18 protein-coding genes are annotated in these 17,769 nt (G+C 68.3%); 9 read left to right on the top strand and 9 right to left on the bottom strand.

All coding sequences use genetic code 11. The features are described from left to right. Positions 1 to 30: 30 nt before the first annotated feature. A complete protein-coding gene (locus AB0M70_RS31865; RefSeq protein WP_365825416.1) occupies positions 31 to 501 on the bottom strand; it encodes a nuclear transport factor 2 family protein in 471 nt (156 codons plus the stop codon). 594 nt (positions 502 to 1,095) lie between these two features. Here AB0M70_RS31865 and AB0M70_RS31860 point away from each other — a divergent pair. Next, complete coding sequence (locus tag AB0M70_RS31860) at positions 1,096 to 3,909, top strand: glycosyl hydrolase (RefSeq protein WP_365825414.1); 2,814 nt, start codon at positions 1,096 to 1,098, stop codon at positions 3,907 to 3,909. A gap of 94 nt (positions 3,910 to 4,003) precedes the next feature. On the opposite strand, the gene AB0M70_RS31855 is transcribed toward AB0M70_RS31860, so the two are convergent. Next, positions 4,004 to 4,429, bottom strand: coding sequence for an MmcQ/YjbR family DNA-binding protein (locus AB0M70_RS31855; protein ID WP_365825412.1), 426 nt, complete (start codon positions 4,427 to 4,429; stop codon positions 4,004 to 4,006). A gap of 296 nt (positions 4,430 to 4,725) precedes the next feature. Between AB0M70_RS31855 and AB0M70_RS31850 the strand changes: the two genes are divergently transcribed. After that, positions 4,726 to 5,532 (top strand): lysozyme, encoded by an 807-nt coding sequence (locus tag AB0M70_RS31850; RefSeq protein ID WP_365825410.1) that lies wholly within the window; start codon positions 4,726 to 4,728, stop codon positions 5,530 to 5,532. Between the two features lie 18 nt (positions 5,533 to 5,550). Here AB0M70_RS31850 and AB0M70_RS31845 read toward each other — a convergent pair whose 3' ends face one another. From AB0M70_RS31845 to AB0M70_RS31830, 4 genes are all read right to left on the bottom strand, one after another. Continuing rightward, a complete protein-coding gene (locus tag AB0M70_RS31845) occupies positions 5,551 to 6,303 on the bottom strand; it encodes a GDSL-type esterase/lipase family protein (protein WP_365825408.1) in 753 nt (250 codons plus the stop codon). After that, positions 6,300 to 6,767, bottom strand: coding sequence for a cupin domain-containing protein (locus AB0M70_RS31840; protein WP_365825406.1), 468 nt, complete (start codon positions 6,765 to 6,767; stop codon positions 6,300 to 6,302). The genes AB0M70_RS31845 and AB0M70_RS31840 overlap by 4 nt, the downstream gene beginning before the upstream one ends. A 99-nt stretch (positions 6,768 to 6,866) precedes the next feature. Continuing rightward, on the bottom strand, positions 6,867 to 7,703 hold the full coding sequence (locus tag AB0M70_RS31835; RefSeq protein ID WP_365825404.1) for a helix-turn-helix domain-containing protein: 837 nt from the start codon (positions 7,701 to 7,703) through the stop codon (positions 6,867 to 6,869). A gap of 161 nt (positions 7,704 to 7,864) precedes the next feature. Then, positions 7,865 to 8,242, bottom strand: coding sequence for a nuclear transport factor 2 family protein (locus AB0M70_RS31830; RefSeq protein WP_365825402.1), 378 nt, complete (start codon positions 8,240 to 8,242; stop codon positions 7,865 to 7,867). A 112-nt stretch (positions 8,243 to 8,354) separates the two neighbouring features. Here AB0M70_RS31830 and AB0M70_RS31825 point away from each other — a divergent pair, with 112 nt between their 5' ends. The 5 genes from AB0M70_RS31825 to AB0M70_RS31805 all read left to right on the top strand — a co-directional run bounded on the left by AB0M70_RS31825 (position 8,355) and on the right by AB0M70_RS31805 (position 13,553). Then, positions 8,355 to 9,728: a CoA transferase gene (locus AB0M70_RS31825; protein ID WP_365825400.1), complete on the top strand. Its 1,374-nt coding sequence runs from the start codon at positions 8,355 to 8,357 to the stop codon at positions 9,726 to 9,728. A gap of 20 nt (positions 9,729 to 9,748) precedes the next feature. Then, the gene (locus AB0M70_RS31820) at positions 9,749 to 10,075 is read left to right on the top strand and encodes a nucleoside triphosphate pyrophosphohydrolase (protein WP_365825398.1); all 327 of its coding nucleotides are present in this window, start codon (positions 9,749 to 9,751) and stop codon (positions 10,073 to 10,075) included. Between the two features lie 168 nt (positions 10,076 to 10,243). Beyond that, positions 10,244 to 10,813 carry a cupin domain-containing protein gene (locus AB0M70_RS31815; protein ID WP_365825396.1) on the top strand — a complete coding sequence of 190 codons (570 nt, stop codon included), beginning with the start codon at positions 10,244 to 10,246 and terminating at the stop codon, positions 10,811 to 10,813. 188 nt (positions 10,814 to 11,001) lie between these two features. Continuing rightward, entirely contained in the window at positions 11,002 to 12,405 is a 1,404-nt protein-coding gene (locus tag AB0M70_RS31810) for an oligopeptide:H+ symporter (protein ID WP_365825394.1), read from the top strand. Positions 12,406 to 12,410: 5 nt separating this feature from the next. Continuing rightward, entirely contained in the window at positions 12,411 to 13,553 is a 1,143-nt protein-coding gene (locus tag AB0M70_RS31805; RefSeq protein WP_365825392.1) for an FAD-dependent oxidoreductase, read from the top strand. Between the two features lie 8 nt (positions 13,554 to 13,561). Here the strand turns inward: AB0M70_RS31805 and AB0M70_RS31800 are convergent, their stop codons facing one another. Beyond that, positions 13,562 to 14,419 carry a helix-turn-helix transcriptional regulator gene (locus AB0M70_RS31800; RefSeq protein WP_365825390.1) on the bottom strand — a complete coding sequence of 286 codons (858 nt, stop codon included), beginning with the start codon at positions 14,417 to 14,419 and terminating at the stop codon, positions 13,562 to 13,564. 139 nt (positions 14,420 to 14,558) lie between these two features. Between AB0M70_RS31800 and AB0M70_RS31795 the strand changes: the two genes are divergently transcribed. Together AB0M70_RS31795 and AB0M70_RS31790 are read left to right on the top strand one after the other, a co-directional pair. Beyond that, complete coding sequence (locus AB0M70_RS31795) at positions 14,559 to 15,338, top strand: NAD(P)H-dependent oxidoreductase (RefSeq protein ID WP_365825388.1); 780 nt, start codon at positions 14,559 to 14,561, stop codon at positions 15,336 to 15,338. A gap of 275 nt (positions 15,339 to 15,613) precedes the next feature. Next, positions 15,614 to 16,156 carry a hypothetical protein gene (locus AB0M70_RS31790; protein ID WP_365825386.1) on the top strand — a complete coding sequence of 181 codons (543 nt, stop codon included), beginning with the start codon at positions 15,614 to 15,616 and terminating at the stop codon, positions 16,154 to 16,156. Positions 16,157 to 16,439: 283 nt separating this feature from the next. On the opposite strand, the gene AB0M70_RS31785 is transcribed toward AB0M70_RS31790, so the two are convergent. Beyond that, a complete protein-coding gene (locus tag AB0M70_RS31785; protein ID WP_365825383.1) occupies positions 16,440 to 16,886 on the bottom strand; it encodes a hypothetical protein in 447 nt (148 codons plus the stop codon). A gap of 310 nt (positions 16,887 to 17,196) precedes the next feature. Next, positions 17,197 to 17,742, bottom strand: a complete 546-nt coding sequence (locus AB0M70_RS31780) for a hypothetical protein (protein ID WP_365825381.1) — start codon at positions 17,740 to 17,742, stop codon at positions 17,197 to 17,199. Positions 17,743 to 17,769: the final 27 nt, after the last annotated feature.

Below are 17,769 nucleotides of genomic sequence, written 5' to 3'. Positions count from 1 at the left end.
AGGAACCACACTCGGTCGGGGGGCGATCGGTCAGTCGGCGTACACCGGCGCGAGGTCGATGTAGATGCGCCACTGCCGCGCCTTGTCGCCGCGGAAGGTGAGGATGTCGGCATTGGGTACCGTGACCTGCTTGCCGTCGGTCCGGGTGTAGGTGACCTCGGTCTGGACGATGACGATGTCGCCCATTTCCCAGCTGCGCAGCAGACGGTGCGACAGCCCCGCGATGGTGGCGAAGAAGTCGGCGACCCCTTGCCGTACCGCCGGGCGGCCGATCAGTTCAGGGCTGTTGGCGAAGCGGAACACCACATCCTTGGTGAGGTGGGCGACGAACTTGTCCGGGTCGAACGTATCGATGTCTCGGAAGATGCGTGCGACGTCACGGCGCCTCTCGGCCGCTCGGGCGTGGGGCAGGGCGAGCCCTTGAGCGCCGTCGTCCTGCTCTCCGGTGCTGATGTTGCTGCCGTGACTCGGTGTCGAGGGGTGCTCGCCGGTGCGGTCCACGATGTCTCCTCCGGCCGAAGGTGCGACTGCTTACCTACCGCGCACGGCGCTCCGCGCGCGGTTCGATGGTTTCAACTCCGCCTTCAGGTAGGGCAGTTGAACCAGCATCCCAAGAATGACCGGACGGTGCGACCCGTACGGCGCCCGTGCGGGGATGGCCCGACGGGGGCTCCCGCGACGCGATGCGAGCCCGCGATACGACCCCGTTGTGCGCGCCTGAGTTGCGCGCCGGCGAGGACCCGCCGCCCGTCGATGCCGCCGTTCGTGCTCATCTCGCAAGCGTGATCGGTGCTCGAGGCGTTGCGCGCCGACACGCGACGCGTGAGCACCTGCTGATTGGGCAAGACGGGCCGGACGGGCCGGGCGTAAGGGTCGCGGCAGGCCGTACAGGGCCGCAGCAGGCCGTGGCCTTCCGGAAACCTGGAGGCCGCACCTACTTGCCGTCATCTCATGAACTCACCGCTTCACCCCGTGATCGCCAACTCCTATTTCTGTCACGGATATTGACACCCTCCCTTCGGGAGTCCTACGTTCACCGCGCCTGAGAGCGCTCTCAGCAGACCGTCCGGTCAAGACTTCGAGGAGCTGCCTCCCATGCCCACCAACCGCCGCACGTCCCGCGTGTGGCCACCCCTCAGACGCACCGTCGCCGGCCTCGCCTCGGCCGCGCTCGCCGCCACCGGCCTGATTGCCCTCGCCGCCGCGCCCGCCTCCGCCGCCACCATCCCCGTCGGCGCCGGCAGTTACTCCGACACCCGCCCCGCAGGCACCGTCGGCCCCACCAACAACGTCGGCGGCGCCGTCACCCCCAAGGTCACCGCCGCCGCGAAGGACAAGCCCGTACCCACCAACGACTGGTGGTCCTCTCTCGCCTTCCAGCGCTACCCGGACAACCCGTACTCCACCCCGATGTACGGCCACCCCCTCACCTACCAGGCAGCCTCGGGCGGCCTCGACGTCGGCTACCCGACCTCGGCCGCGATCGTCGGCGACGGCCGCCAGTACGAGTACGCCCACAAGAGGGACCTCACCCTCGGGCTGACCGGCCTCAACTCGCCCGATACCAAAGCCGATTCGTGGTCCGACTGGACCGTCACCCCCTACTGGTCCGACGGCACCCGCACCCTGCGCACCACCATCGGCCACGGCCTGCCCTTCGTCTACGCGACCGGCTCCGGCGGCGACGCCCGCGTCACCACCGCCAACGCGCCCACCGTCTTCTCCGACCAGGGCAACGTCATCGGCATCACCGTCGGCGGCCACCACTACGCGCTCTTCGCTCCCTCCGGCACCGACTGGTCCCTCTCCGGCTCCACCCTCACCGCGCCCCTGACCTCGGCGAAAAACTACTTCTCCGTCGCCGTCCTCCCGTCGACCGGCGACCTCGCCACGTACAAGAAGTACGCGTACTCCTTCGTCACCGGCTCGAAGGTCTCCTGGTCCTCGACGGCATCCGGCCAGACCAAGGCCACCTACGCCCTGGAGACCACCCCGAAGGAGGGCACCGAGACCGGCACCCTCCAGGCGCTCTACCGCCACCAATGGCAGGCCACCGACTCCGCGCTGACCAACCTCACCTACGTCTCCCCGCGCGGCACGATGAAGGTCCGCGAGGGCACCTCCTTCACCACCACCCAGAAAGCGTCCCCGGTCCTGCCGACGCTGCCGTCCGTCTCCGCCGTGGACAAGGCCCGCCTCACCGGCTACCTCAACGATGTCGCAAACGCCTCCGACCCGTTCAACGGCGCCACCGACACGTACTGGACGGGCAAGGCCCTGGGGCGTCTCGCCCAACTGGTCCCCGTCGCCGACCAGATAGGCCAGACCGGCACCCGTGACAAACTGATCGGCCTGCTCAAGGGCAAACTGCAGGCCTGGTTCACGGCAGGCGGCGGACACGAGTTCAGCTACGACAAGGACTGGCGGACGCTGATCGGCTACCCGGCCTCGTACGGCAGCGACGCCGAACTGAACGACCATCACTTCCACTACGGCTACTACATCTACGCCGCCGCCATCGTCGCCCAGTACGACCAGGCCTGGGCCGCCGACTCCGCCTGGGGCGGCATGGTGAAGACGCTGATCCGCGACACCGCCAACCCCTCACGCACCGACTCCGCCTACCCCTTCCTGCGTGGCTTTGACGTCTACGCCGGCCACAGCTGGGCCTCCGGCCACCAGGGCTTCGCCGCCGGCAACAACCAGGAGTCTTCCTCCGAGTCCACTCAGCTCAGCGCCGCGCTCGTCCTGTGGGGCTCGGCCACCGGCGACGCCTCACTCCGGGACCTCGGCTCGCACCTTCTGACCACCGAGTCCGAAGCGATCGCCCAGTACTGGTTCGACGCCGACGAGCAGGTCTTCCCCTCCGGCTTCGGCCACGACACGGTCGGCATGGTCTGGGGCAGCGGCGGCGCCTACTCCACCTGGTGGACCGCGAACCCCGAGGAGATCCACGGCATCAACGCCCTGCCCATCACCTCCGGCTCCTCCCTCCACCTGGCCGCCCACCCGGCCGCCATCAAACGCAACCTCGCCGAGATGGAACGCGAGAACGGGGGACCGGCCGTCGAATGGCGGGACATCCTCTGGGAATTCCAGTCCCTCGCCGACCCCGCCGCCGCAAAGTCCAAGTGGGACGCGGGCAACGGCTCCTACACCCCCGAGGCCGGCGAGTCCAAGGCCCACACCTACCACTGGCTCACCACCCTGGACGCCCTGGGCGCCCCCACCCCCTCGGTGACCGGCTCCATCCCCACCTCCGCCGTCTTCACCAAGGGCACCACCCGTACGTACGCCGCCCACAACTACACCTCCTCGGTCGTCACCGTCACCTTCTCCGACGGAGGCAAGCTGAACGTCCCGGCCCGCTCCACGGCCACCGGCAACGGCACCGCCCCCGAGGAACCGGAGGAGCCCACCGACCCGCCCACCGGCAACACCTTCCGCCTCACCACCGGCGGCGCCCTGACGACCTCCACCTCCACCACCACCGGCTCCGACACCATCGCCTCCGCCGGCGGCGCGAACCACGACGGCAGCCCGAACCAGCCCCTCACCTACGTCATCAAGAACGTCAACGGCAAGGTGAAGTCAGGCAGTTCGACCAGTTTCCGACTCCAGGTCGACGCGGGAACGACCGTCGCCCTCGGCCAGCAGGCCCGCGTCTCCTACGACCTGACGGGCGACGGGACCTACGACCGCGTGGAGACGTACCAGTACTTCGCGAGTGACCCGGTCACCGGCTGGGAGGAATACACCCAGGCCAAGGGCCTGAAGTCCGCCACCGGCAGCCTCGGCGAACTGAAAGGCGGCAGCGTCCGCCTGGAGGTCTGGAACGCCATCGGCAACGGCACGGCGAAGCTGAAGACAGGTGCCGCGGACACCGTGGTGGTCATTCCCTACGAGTGAGGAGCGACGGGGAAGAAACAGCTACACCCTGAGCCGGCCGCCGGACCCGCGAGAGCGACGCGGGTCCGGCGGCTTCGGCCAGGACTGGCGGAGGTCACTTTTGCGGGCCCGCCGGGCCGCCTTCCGCATCAAGGCGCGCCACCCGCCGGACGCCGGCCACCTGACGGTAGGAGGTGTCGAGGAGTTCGGCCACCTCCTGCCAGTCCACCTCCTGGGCGGCCGTGGTGCCGCCGGCTGCGAGGTCGATGCCGATCCAGCCGGACGGAGCGAGGTAGGCGGGGACGAAGAAACGCTTGTCCCCGGCGAGGGCTGCACGGTCCGCGTCGTCCGGCAAGACGATCAGAGCCCGGTCGTAGCGGATACGGTCGTCAGCGGAGCCCTTGGTCGAACCGCCGTACCAGGCGAAGTATTTGCCGGCCCGAAAGCCCGGCCGGCCATGGGCGATCTGTTCCTCCGCGTCCGGGAACGCCAGCGCCACCGTGCGCAGCCGTACCAGGAACGGGTCGTCGTCCTCGAACATCACAGCATGTGGCATAGCCCAGATCCCGTCTTGATGCTTTTACGACCTCTTCCAAAGTAGACGTGACCGGGCGGAGCCCGCCGAGTGGGAACACCCACCAGCCGGGCAGCGGTGCGCAGACAACCGTCGCTGAAACCGAGGAGCAATGCGCCACGCGTAGGGCATTTCAGGTGATAAGAGTGCATTCTCCGCGCGCCCAGCGCTGGATGGCCCCCGTCTCCATGCAGGCTGAAATGCCCTAGAGGAGGAGTCTCATGTCTGTGTCTGTGTCTGTGCCCGCCCGTACACCTCGCCGGATGTCGACTGCCCTCACCGCCGTGGGTGGCGGCGTCTGCGCTCTTGCCCTGGTCCTGTCCGGCACGGCAGATGCCGCACCTGCAGCTCCCGAGCCCACGCACCCCGACGATGATTACGCCGGCTCCCAGATCCTCAAGCATGAGGCAACGACCAGGAGCGGCGTGGGACTCACCGCCGCCGCGGGAACCGAGGGCGTGGACGTCAGCAGTCATCAGCGCAAAGTCGCATGGTCCACGCTGCGCAAGTCCGGGGTGAGATTCGCCTACATCAAGGCCACGGAGTCCAAGAGTTACAAGAACCCGTACTTCACCCAGCAGTACAACGGGGCATACAACGTCGGCATGATCCGGGGTGCCTACCACTTCGCCCTGCCCAACACCTCCAGTGGCGCGACCCAGGCCCGCTTCTTCCTCGCTCACGGCGGTGGCTGGTCCAAGGACGGCAAGACACTTCCCGGTGCGCTGGACATGGAGTACAACCCCTACGGCGCCACCTGTTACGGACTGAGCAAGCAGGCCATGGTCAACTGGGTCAGGGACTTCTTCAGGACCTACAAGGCCAGGACCGGCCGGGACGTCGTCATTTACACCTCGACCAACTGGTGGAAGAACTGCACCGGCAACTACACCGGCTTCGGCAAGACCAATCCGCTGTGGGTGCCGCGCTACGGTTCGTCTGTCGGAGCCCTGCCCGGCGGCTGGAAGTACCAGACCATCTGGCAGTACACGTCCAAGGGACCCACGGTCGGCGACCACGACCGGTTCAACGGGGGCCTGGACCGCGTGCAAGCGCTGGCGAACGGCTGACCGACGGTCTCCACCCCTTCACCTTCCCATGTCCTCAGGTGCGTGAGCCGGCTTCGCGCCCTGGGACGCCAGCCAGGTGTCGATGACCTCGGCGACCAGGGCGGCGCCGCGGCTGTTCTGGTGGATGTGGTCGGCCGTGAGCACGAGACCTCGGCGCCGCGAGATCGCGTCGAGGCTGCGGCGCAGCACGGCGTGCCGGACGAGGGCGCCGACGCCCGCTGCGAGCGTCGGCTCCCGGTACGGGATCGGCGGCGGGCCTGCTTGGCGTAGTTCCTCCATCTGGCGTTCGTGGAGCGGGAGACAGGTCACCTTGTGGGCGGCGGCAACCTCAGCGATCATCCGGCTGTACGTCTGTGACGCCAGCGCCGCCGCTCCGTCGAGCTGCTGTCCCAGGACCGGGAGCGACAGCAGACCGATCGTCGCGTCGGTCTCCGTTCGCAGCCTTTCGACGACGGCTCCCAGGCACTGCTGGAACCAGCCGGCCGACGGGCGCTCGGGGAGATGCTTTCGCTTCATGGCCTGCTCGACGGGGTAGCCGGCGAGGCTCGCTCGGGCGTCGTTGGTCCCGATCAACACAGTGATCACGTCGGGCGGGTCCGCGATGACGGCATCGAGGCGCTGCAAGAGGTTGTAGGTGAAGTCGCCGTTGGCGCCGAAGCGGGTGAGTCGTACGTCGCCGGGAGGGCGTCGGCGCTCGAGAAGGCCGAGGTAGTCGACGCTGAGCTGCGCGCGGGTGAGACTGTCGCCGAGGCAGGCGACGCGGGTTGTCACAGGGCTTGTGTGCCGGGCGTGCCGGCGTGCTCGGTGGGGCGGGCGTCGGTCCGGGGACGGTGGTCGGTGCCGAGACCAGCGGTGATGGTCAGGATGGACGACGGTCCCGTCATGTCGACCGCGTGCCATGTTCCGGCCGGGTTGACGGTGGCCTCGCCCGGGCCGAGCTCAACGCGCTCGGGCCCGCCGTTCACGTCGCGGGTGACGGTGACCGATCCGCTGAGGCAGACGATGAGTTCGTCGCCGACGGGGTGGCGCTCCCAGTCGTCACCGCGGCCTTCGCCGTCGAAGATCGTCACGATCCGGCCCTCGGCGCCGTCGGCTGCGACCGCGGCGCTGTATGCCTGGAGTATCTGCGGGTCCCAGGCGAAGCCTTCGATGGGTTTCGCTCGCGATCCCAGTCCCAGGTGCACGGGGGTGCTGCGCAGGTCGATGGCGTTGTGTTCGTGGTTGAGGAGTCTCATGCCGGCCATCGTCACAGGACGGTGATCGAGTGGTCTTGAAGAAAAGGGAACGGAACGGAAAGTGGGCGCGACGGGCCGCTGGAGCGAAACCCTTGGCGACTATCCGGTGCCGAGGAGGAGTTCACCGCGACGCCAGGCTGTCGGCGTTCGGCCGGTGAACTCGCGCCAGTCCCGGACGAGATGGGCCTGGTCGGCGTAGCCGCAGACGCTCGCCAGCTCGGCCCAGGGAAGCGGGTCGCGCGCCGTCGCCAGTTCGTGGGCGTGCTCGAAGCGCAGAACGCGGGCGAAGGTCTTGGGCGACAGGCCCACCTCACCGCGAAAGCGGTCGGTGAGGTAGCGGCGGCTCCAGCCCAGTTCTGCGGCGACGGCTCCCACCGGGAGGCGGCCCCGCGCGGCGACGAGACGGCGCCATCCCTCGGCCACCTCGGGGCGCACCCGGGGCACGCCGTCGCCGCCTGCGCCGCGGGCCACGGCGCGCAGGAACAACTCATCCAGCAGGGCGAACCGCGCGGCCCATGTTTGCGCGGCCCGAAGCCGGTCGACCAGCTCGAGGCCAAGTGCTCCAAGGAGCTCCTCGAGTGGGATCAGTTGATGGGTGAGCGCGGCGGCGGGCATGCCGTAGATGGCCCGAGCTCCCAGTGGCGTCAGGGACACCTGCACGCCGTGCTGGCGTCCGTCGTGGTGGATCGCGACGGAGCGGCACATCAGGCCGCCGGCCAGGCTGTCGAATCGGGTGAGCGGTGAGCCGTCGTCGACGCCCGCCGCCACCTCCAACGGGTCGGACAGGCTGATCACCGCAGTGAGCATGCGTCCCGGCGGACCACAGTGCACCCCTGCCGGGAACCCGCGCAGGTCGAAACCGATATACGAGCCGACGTACCGCCGCAGGGCGGGCGCCGGAGGTGCAGCGATCCTGGTAGCCGTATGGTGCTCCACGCTGGTCAGTGTACGAACCGGCCAGACTGCCGGGACCATCACCCGACCGAACACACCGTGTTCACCGGCCACTTCACTGTCCACGGCCCCTTATGGAGAGGTGTGCCGGAGTGTTGCCGGGCGATCTCTGAGCAGCCGAGGCCTAGGGCTGATCAACCGACCTACATGCGCTGCACGTACGCAGCCCGCCATTCCGGCGAGGGGTCCGTAGCCAGCTCGGTCCAGTACTCTCGCCCAGCCACGATGTGGCCGTCGTGAACGGTCCAGAACGACGCCACGCGGTGGACCCCCATGGTGTCGTGCGGGACCTCCACCTCAGAGACCACACTCTCGCCGTCCGTCACGATCCGAAGGACGTGGATCGACCACCCCTCCGGATACTCCGCGTTGATGCGTATGAAGTTGTCGCGGCCCACGATCCGTTCTCCACTCACGGGCCACTCGACTACGACGTCATCGGCCAGCAATCCACGTAGCCCCTCCCAGTCCCGCGCCTGCATGCGGTCCCACAACGCTTCAACGACCTTCGATGCCTCCATGGCCGCATCCTGACAGGCGCACTGACAACACGCCGCCTGCCGGGTGCCCGATGGCGACGCTCTTCCCGCAGATGGCCCTCAGTGCCACAGTGCGGGTATGAATTCTCCGATCATGGCTGGGACTTCGCAGGCTTGGGCGGCACTGGGTGCCGATGCCGCGCTGCTCGAGCGCGTGTCCTACGGCGGTGCGTCCGGAGGGCTGCCGGCGCGGCTGCCCGTCATGGAGCTGGCTCGGGCCACGGTGGCGGTCTGCTCGATCGCGGCTGCCGAGCTTGCTTCCCTGCGTACGGGACGGCCCGTGCCACGGGTGCGGGTCGACGACGAGGCGGTCGCGACGGCGTTCCTCAGCGACCGGTTGGTGCGGGTCGACGGCAAGGCGTGGTCGACCTTCTCGCCGCTGTCCCGCTTCTGGCGGGCGGCCGACGGATGGGTTCGTACGCACGCCAACTACCCGCACCACCGGGCCCGATTGCTCGACGCTCTCGGGGCGCCGGGGGACATCGGCGAAGAGGCAGTGGACACGGTGGCCCGGACGATCGCGGGCCTTACCGCGCTCGAGGTGGAGGAGAAGGTGTACGCGAGGGGCGGTTTGGCCGTCGCGGCGCGCGGCCCTCAGGACTGGGCTCAGAGTGAGCAGGGGGTCATGGTCGCGGGCCAGCCGCTGCTGACGACGACGCGCATCGATGAAGCCCCCGAGCGGATGCTCGGTAATGCCGCACTGCCGTGCGCGGGGCTGCGCGTCCTGGACCTGACCCGGGTGCTGGCCGGACCGGTCGCCACCCGAACGCTGGCGTTGCTCGGCGCCGACGTACTGCGGATCGACGCCCCGCACCTGCCGGAAAGCCAGGAAGCCCACAACGACACAGGGATGGGGAAACGCTCGACCACACTGGACCTGGCACAGGCCACCGACCGCAACGTCTTCGGCGACCTGCTCCACACGGCGGACGTGGTGGTCACCGGCTACCGGCCGGGCGCGCTGGAACGGTTCGGCCTGACGCCCGAGGCGCTCGCCGAGCGTCGTCCGGGTCTCGTGATCGCCCAACTCTCCGCGTGGGGCCGTTACGGGCCGTGGCACGAGCGGCGCGGCTTCGACAGCCTGGTCCAGGTGGCTACCGGCATCGCCGCGTTGGAGGGCTCGCCGGACTCGCCGGGTGTGCTGCCCGCCCAGGCGCTCGACCACGGCACCGGCTATCTGCTCGCGGCCGGGGTCCTGCGCGCGCTCACCGAGCAGCACCGAACGGGCGGCACCCGGCTGATCCGCCTGGCTTTGACGCAGACCGTGCACTGGTTGGTCCACGACCTGGCTCCCGCTCCGGGGGAGGTTGAGATTTTCGACGCCGAGCGCTGGCTGACCGAGACCGACAGCCCCATGGGCCGACTGCGGCACGCGCTGCCGCCCCTCTCGTACGAGGGGGGCCCGACGAACTGGGTACGCCCGCCGGGCCTGTGGGGGACCAACGCCCCGGCCTGGGGCGGCGCCTGACGACACGAGAGGGGCAAGCAGTGGAGCGCTACAGGGAGCACAGCAAATTGGTGCGGGACCGGATTCCGCAGATCATCCGCGAAGCCGGTGCGGAGCCCGTTATCCATACCGCGGACGCGGAGGAGTACCGGGCCCGGCTGCGAGAGAAGCTCGGCGAGGAGGTTGCCGAGTTCTTGGGCGCCGACGACGCCCAAGCGCCGGAGGAACTCGCGGACGTGCTGGAGGTTGTGTACGCCCTTGCCGCGGATCTGGGGGTCACCCAGGAGCAGCTGGAGAAGATCCGTGAGGCCAAGGCGAAGGAGCGCGGCGGCTTCGCCGAGCGCGTCGTCATGAGCGGGAATCGCTGATCGCGCCTGACAGGCCCGCCACGGGCGACGAACAGGCAGCAACGCTACGTCAGTTGACCTGCCGAATCCCATGGCGGAATGGATCCGACGCAACGCCAGTCATAGTGGAGCGCACTCGGAGTAAAATTTTTTGAGACAGATCTCAAAGTCTCGTGTAGCGTCCCTCGCATGTCCGAGACCGAAGAGTCCGATGTCACGCTCGGGGACCGCCTCCGGCGTCGTCGGAAAGCTCTCCAGCTGACGCTGCAGCAGGTTTCCGAAGCCACCGGCATCACGGTCGGCTACCTTTCGCAGCTCGAGCGCGGGCGCGCCAACGGGAGCGTCAGCACCTTGCAGAAGATTTGCGGTGTGCTGAAGCTCAACGTCGGTGATCTCTTCGCGTCCAGCAGTACGCCGACACGGCCGGTTCTGCGCTTCGCGGACGCCACCAGCAGGCAGTTCGGCAACAAGGCATCGAAGGTCAAGCTGACCCCGACGCACTTCGATCACCTCGAAGTGCTCCTCGGCACCTTCGAGCCCGGCGGCGACACCGGCACGGACCAGTACACCCACGGCGCTTCCGAAGAGCTCCTGGTGGTGCTGGAAGGCCAGGTCGAATTACAGGTCGGCACCACCACCCACATCCTGGGCCCGCTCGATTCGGTGAGCTACAACAGTGGTCACCCCCACAAGGTCAGCGAACGTACGGGCAGCCACCCCGCCAAGGTCATGTGGGCCATGGCGCCCCCCACTTACTGACCAGCACGCAACGCCACGCCGGACGGACGACCTCCCGTCCGGCACGCCGGCGCACCCGCGCGCCCTGGCGACGTAGCACTCGGCAACAGCCCGCGCTCACCTTCTGAGACACCTTGGGAGTCGTTTTGTCTGTTACGTCCCCGCAGCGTGCCCACAACGCGCAATCCGAACTCCGAGGTGTCGGAGGAATGGCGTTCGCGGAACTCTGGGAACGCTTCTCCTTCTACGGCCTGCAGAGCATCCTCGCCTTCTACCTCCTCGATGCGTTGAGCGAGGGAGGGCTCGCCCTCCCCGCCGCCGCGGCGGTCGGCATCACGGGCGCCTACGGCGGCGCCGTCTATCTCGCCCAACTGCTGGGCGCCTGGGCCGGCGAGCGGCTGGTCAGCCCCCATGCGCTCGTCTTCGGTGGCGGCATCGTCATCGCCCTGGGCCACATCGTGCTCGCCGTCACGCCGGGGCTGCTCGGGCTCGGCACAGGTCTTGTCCTGATCGTCGCCGGCACGGGCGCGCTGAAGACCAACATCACCTCCATCGTGGGCTTCATCCTCGCGAGCGAGAGCGCCGCCAAGAAGGACGCCGGCTTTTCCTACTTCTACATGGCGATCAACACGGGAGCCGTCCTCGGCCCGCTGACCACGGGCCTCGCTCAGAACCAGTGGGGATTCCACGTCGGGTTCGGGCTCGCCGCGGTCGGCATGGTCATCGCCCTCGTCCAGTACGTCCGTTCGGCACCGGCCCTGCCGCCTCGTGCCCGCCAGGTCGTCAACCCGCTGCCCACCACAGCACTGCGCAAAGCCCTCTGCATCGCTGCCGTCTCGATCGTGGTCATCACGCTGGCGGCCCTGTCCGGCCTCCTCAAGGCCGAGCGACTCTCCATGATCGTCACGGTGGGGACCCTCCTCACCGCCGCCGTCTATTTCACGCTCATCCTGCGCTCAACGAATGTGGATGCCTTCGAACGCCGCCGCGTGAGTTCCTACATCCCGCTGTTCCTCAGCGCATCCCTGTACTTCGGGCTGCTCTTCGCGAAGTTCACCGCGATCTCGCTGCTGGTCAAGAGCCGCGTGGACCTCGACATCGGTGACTGGTCGTTCCCCGTCGGCTGGATCACCATGATCTCGTCCGCGTCCGGCGTGGCCATGCTTCCGGTCGGCGCCGCCATCTGGAAGAAAATGGGAGCACGTCAGCCGAAGGCCGGCACCAAATTCGCCATCGGCCTGTTGCAGATAGGCCTGGGCTTCGCGTTCATCATGGTGATCTCGGCGCTGTACGACGGCACCACGATTCCGTTCGCGTACATCATCGTGTTCATGTTCATCATGGGCAGCTCCGAGATCTTCGTCGGGCCCATCGGCCTCTCCCTGGCCACACAGATCGCGCCGAAGGCCTTCACCGCGCAGATGGTCGCCATCAACTTCCTCACCCTGGCGCTGGGTTCCTCTCTCTCGGGCCTGCTGGGCCAGTACTTCACCGCCGTCTCGAACAACACCTACTTCCTGACGCTCGCGCTCGGAGCAGTGGCTGCGGGCCTGACCCTGTTCGCGTGTCGCAGGCCCATCCACCGCAGCCTGTACGCCGGAATCGAGAGGTGATCCACATGCCCACTCCTCGCATCGCAGTCATCGGAACGGGAACCATCGGAGCGCAGACGCTCTGGCAGCTCGCCAAGCTCGGCGCCGATGTGACCGGCTACGAACTCTTCAGCCCCGGACACTCACGTGGAGCCGCCGGGGGCGAAACCAGGCTGTTCCGCCACATCGACGTAGAACATCTCGGGTACCTGCCCGTCACCGGGCGCTCGGACCTCATATGGCGCGAGCTCGAAGAGGAATCCGGGCGCACGCTGCGCAACTTGACCGGCGCCCTCGCCATCGGCAGCACCGCCAGCCCCGCAACGCAGACCGCGCTCGAGAGCGCCGCCCTGCTCGGCAGCCGCGCCGAGGTACTCACTCGGGAGGAAACACAGCACCGGTTCCCGCACTACCGGCTGCACGAGGACGAGATCGCCATCCTCGACAAGGGCGCCGGGATCATCTTTCCCGAACGCACCGTACGTACCGCCGCGGACGCGGCCCTCGCACGCGGCGCACGCATCCTGCGCGAATGCCGCGTCACTGCCATCACCCAAGTCGGCAGCCAGGTCGACATCGTGACGGGCAACGGCACGCAACGCTACGACCGGGTCGTCGTCGCGGCAGGCGCATGGACCGCCACCCTCCTCCCGGACATGGCCCCCTACCTCGCGACGCGGCGCCTCATCTCCTCGTGGTACCTGCCCAAGGCCGGCAGCACACTCGACGGCATGCTCCCCTACCTGCGCACCGAACCCCACTACTCCTACGGGCTGCCGACCGCCGACGGCCTGGCCATGAAGCTCGGCGTCGGCTTCCGCGACCACTTGCCCGTCGAGTCCCCGGACACCGCGCCCCTGCGGATCGCCGACGAGGACCTCGAGCCCATCCGCGCGGTCGCGCGCGACCTCTTCCCGACGCTGGAGGACTACCCGATGCGTGCCCAGGCGTACTTCGAGGCCTATACGCATTCACGCATCGAGTTCATGCGCGAACACCCGGCCATGCCCTCGGTCTTCGTCTGTGCCGGGTTCTCCGGCAAGGGCTTCAAGAACGCACCGGTCTTCGGCGAGGCCGCCGCCCGCGCGGTCCTCGGCCTGCCGCCGGTGAATGACACCATGGCGTTCATCCTCGACGCCGAGCATCCCGCCCGCCCGGTATCCGCCTGACATCTGCGTCACTCGCGGATCTGCGCGTTCGCCGTAGGAAGTACGTCACTGCTGTCCGCGCCTGGGCCGGCTAGGCCCGCCAGCAGGCGCAGCCCGTCCGCGGCGGGACTGCCGGCAGCCGCGGTCAAGACCAGTAGCTCCATGCCTGATGCGTCGGGCAGGGCGAAGTTCTCCTGGTGCAACTCGAGCAGTCCGACCAGCGGGTGCCGGTACACCTTGCGACCATGTGTGCGGGCGCGCACGTCCGCACGGGCCCAGAGGCGACGGAAACGCTCGCTGCCCATCGCCAGTTCGCCGATGAGCGAGGCCAGGCGGGGGTCATCGGGGTACTTGCCGGCGGCCAGGCGCAGGTGTCCGACCACGTCGAGGGTGCAGCTCTCCCACTCCGCGTACAGGCCGCGTTCGGCCTCCTCGAGGAAAATGTGCCGGGCGGTGTTCAGGCCCGGCAGCGGTCGGCCGAAGAGGAGCCCCGCGAGGCGGTTGCCGGCGAGCACGTCAAGACGATGGTCCATGATCAGCGCGGGGGCGTCGGTGACCAGGTCGAGGATGCGCAGAACCTCCGGCCGGACCCGCCCACCTGGCGCCTTCGCGCGCCGGCGGCGCTGCCGGGCGAGCCGGGAGAGATGCTCTCGTTCGGTCTCATCCAGGCCCAGGACGCGGGCGAGCGCGTCGAGGACCTGCTCGGAGGGCTGGGTCGCGCGTCCCTGCTCCAGGCGTACGTAGTAATCGACGCTAACTCCGGACAGGTGCGCGACCTCTTCGCGGCGCAGCCCTTCGACCCGGCGGCGGCTGCCGGTGGGGATGCCGACGGCCTTCGGGTCGACCCGGGAACGCCGGGTCCGCAGGAAGCTCGCGAGATCGTCCATGCCGTCCAGTATGGCCGCGGCGGGCCCCGCGAAGGTGGTACTGCCGGTACCAGGAAGACCCGTCCGACGGAAGCGGCGCCCCTGAACACCGGACGCCCCGGTGCCCAGAATCGAAGGCATCCGATCCGAAGGAGTTCTCATGAAGACGCTGATCGTCTACGCCCACCCGGAGCCGAAGTCGCTCAACAGCTCGCTGAAGGACCTCGCGGTGTCCACCTTGGAGAACGCCGGGCATCAGGTGCGGGTGAGCGATCTGTACGCGATGAACTGGAAGGCGGTCGTGGACGCCGCGGACTATGGCCCGCATGCCTCAAGTCCGCTGCAGGTCGCGCGGGATTCGGGCCGGGCCTTCGACGCCGGGGCGCTCACCCCGGACGTCCGCAGCGAGCAGGAAAAGCTGCTGTGGGCCGACACGATCATCTTCCAGTTCCCGCTGTGGTGGTACTCGATGCCCGCGATTCTCAAGGGCTGGGTGGACCGGGTGTTCACCTTCCACTTCGCGTACGGCGTCGGTGAGCACAGCGACACCAAGTACGGCGAGCGCTTCGGCGAGGGAACCCTCGCGGGCCGCAGGGCCCTGCTGTCGGTGACCGCCGGCGGCCCGGAGTCGCATTACGCCGCCCGCGGGATCAATGGCCCTATCGACGACCTGCTGTTCCCGATCCACCACGGCATCCTTTACTACCCCGGCATCGAGGTACTCCCGCCGTTCGTCCTCTACGGCACCGACCGGCTGACCGACGAGGAGTACCCGGACGTCGCCAAAGCCTGGGAACAGCGCCTGCTCACCCTGGAGTCGACCGAGCCGCTCGCGTTCCGGCAGCAGAACTTCGGTGACTACGAGATCCCTTCGCTGCACCTGAAGGAGGGGCTGGAGCCCGCGGGCCGCACGGGGTTCGGGCTGCACGTGCGGGGCTGAGCGTCGGCGCCGGACAGGATGAACTGGGGGCGCCGCACGAGGGGTGTGGGGGAGTGCTGCCGACGTACCCGAGTGCGCGTGCCCGCCGTTCCACGGAACGTCCGACTCGGGCACGGGATACGCCCCGCCAGGAGGTCAGCCAAACACGGGCTCGATTCCAGAACACCGGCGCTTCTTGGCTCCACCTATTCGTGTCATAGCCCGCCGTACCGCCTCCGCCGACGGCACGTCCGGCACATGATGCTCCCCTCATCGCAGAGTCCCAGGGGGGAACCATGAGTGAACCGCAGCAACCGCCTGGATGGGGAACGCAGCCTCAGCAGACGTCCCAGCCCCAACCCCCGAAGAAGTCCAAGACCGGGAAGATCCTTGGCTTCGGTTGCCTCGGCGTCGTCGCTCTCATCGTCGTGATCGCTGCCATCGGCGCCGCCGTCGGAGGCGACTCCACGGACGGGGCCGGCAGCGACAAAGCCGCCACGACCAACGACAAGCCCAAGTCCGGCGATGCGAAGAAGGACCCGCCCGCCGAAAACAAGGGAAGCCAGGCAGACCAGTTCAAGGCGTGCGTCGCCAAGGGCGGCAGCACGAGCGAGAAAGCAGCTGCCAAACACGTCACCAAGGTCTCCGGCGCGGACAAGAACAATGACGTACTCGACGCGGCCGAAGTGTTCACCGACTTCACCGGCGGGATCATGGGGCCGCACGCGTCTGACGGGAAGCTCATTGCGAGCGCGTTCGGCTCTTGCTACGACTCGGAGAACGGTCTGGTGACCGTTTACGACAAGAGCGGCGAGGTTTTGTCGAACGGCAAGTACTGACCTTACTGACCGCCTCCCGTTGAATCGTCCCGGTCTCTCTCGTGAGAGGCCGGGCCTTCACATGCAGGAGGTGGCTGATGGCCGTACGCAAGGGCATGCGGCGCGTCACCGACGAGGGATGCGCCGAGATCACCCGTCTTCATGGCGGGCGCAAGGGTCGCAACGAGGTTGCGCGCGAGCAGAGGGCCGCGATGCCTGCACGTCAGGTGCCAGGCGGGTGGTCGGATTCAGGCGAGGTCGGTGGAGGAGTGCGCGATCTCGTCGAGCGGGCTCGCCGTGCTGATCAGCCTTCGACAGGTACGGGTTGTGCGTGGACGGATACGGCGGCGAGGTAGAGACCGTCGCCGCTGAGCCGGAGCGTCGTGGGCAAGCCCTCACTGAGGGCGTCCGAAACCTCGGTGGCCGGGTAGCCGAAGAGGTCGATGCCATCAAAGATCACTGGGCAGGCAGAGGGGCCCGCGAGCGTGTGGGCGTCGCGAGTGAGACTGATGTGGGCCAGGCCAGGGGTGTCCTGGTGTCGGCCGCTGCGGTCCGTGGTGTCGCCGTAAGCCTCGAGCGTCAAGCCTTGGTACTGCGCACTGAAGGCCCACCGTGCGCCACAGACCCACCCCTCGCGAACGTCCGCGACGGTGGCGACGGCCCACTGGGCGGAGCGTTCGTCGATGCCGAAACCTAGGGTGCCGGCACGGCCAGGCAGCCGGAGACCGACGTCGGGGAGCAGCTCGAACATGCGGCGATGCTCCCAATCAAGGGCCCTCCGCCACAAGCCGAGACAACGATCCCCTGCCGCCGGCTGCGACGCGGTCGCACGCGTACGCCAGGCATCCCGCAGACCATGCTGGGCTTCTACGCCGACACGGTCCGCGTGTTCCTGGACGTTCCCAAGGCCTCAAGCTGCTGTTCGGCATATCCTTCGGCGCCAGCGACGAGGCCGCACCGGCCAACGGCTTCCGCATGCAACGGGCCGCGCTGGAACAGAGTGTCGTCGTGCACGACACCCCCGGCGTCCTCGGCGAGCAGTAGGAGATCTTTCAGGCGATCTAGCCAGCGGGCGTGGAGGTCTTCGAACGCCGCCAGGCGATGTAACCCACTCCGGCTACCAGCGCGGCGCCGATGGCGATGGTGCCCGCGTTCCCCTCGGTGCTGCTGCCGCCCACTCCGGCTCTGGTGCCGTGCCACGCCTTGTTGGTGACGGTGATGCTGGTGTTCCACTGCTCACCCGTGGGACAGGTTCCGTCGATGTCCCAGGAGGACCTTTTGCCGACTCCGTTGGGGCCGTGGCCGTTGAAGCCGGAGGCACCGGCCAGAACGGCGGAGCCACGGTAGTTGGTCTGGTCGCCGTAGAGGTTCGCGCCACCGCCGCCGTACATGGTCAGCTGGACAGCGCCGCCGGAGAAGGCCTGACTGTTGGCGCTGATGGCCTCCTCGTCCGACTTGGGGCAGGAGACCGTGATCTCGACCTTGGCCCCGGGGGCGGCAGTGGTCGGGGAGACCGAGGCGGTCACTCCGTCACCGGCGAACGCCGTGGCGGTCGTGGTGAGCGTCAAAGCGGCGGACGCGACAAGAGTGCAGGCTATGCGGCGCATGTCAGGGATCTCCGGGGCCGTACGGAT

The organism is Streptomyces sp. NPDC051214 (assembly GCF_040682375.1).
Classification (GTDB): Bacteria; Actinomycetota; Actinomycetes; order Streptomycetales; family Streptomycetaceae; genus Streptomyces.
Note: the sequence above shows the minus strand (reverse complement) of the source record. Positions and strands in the feature narration are given on the sequence as shown.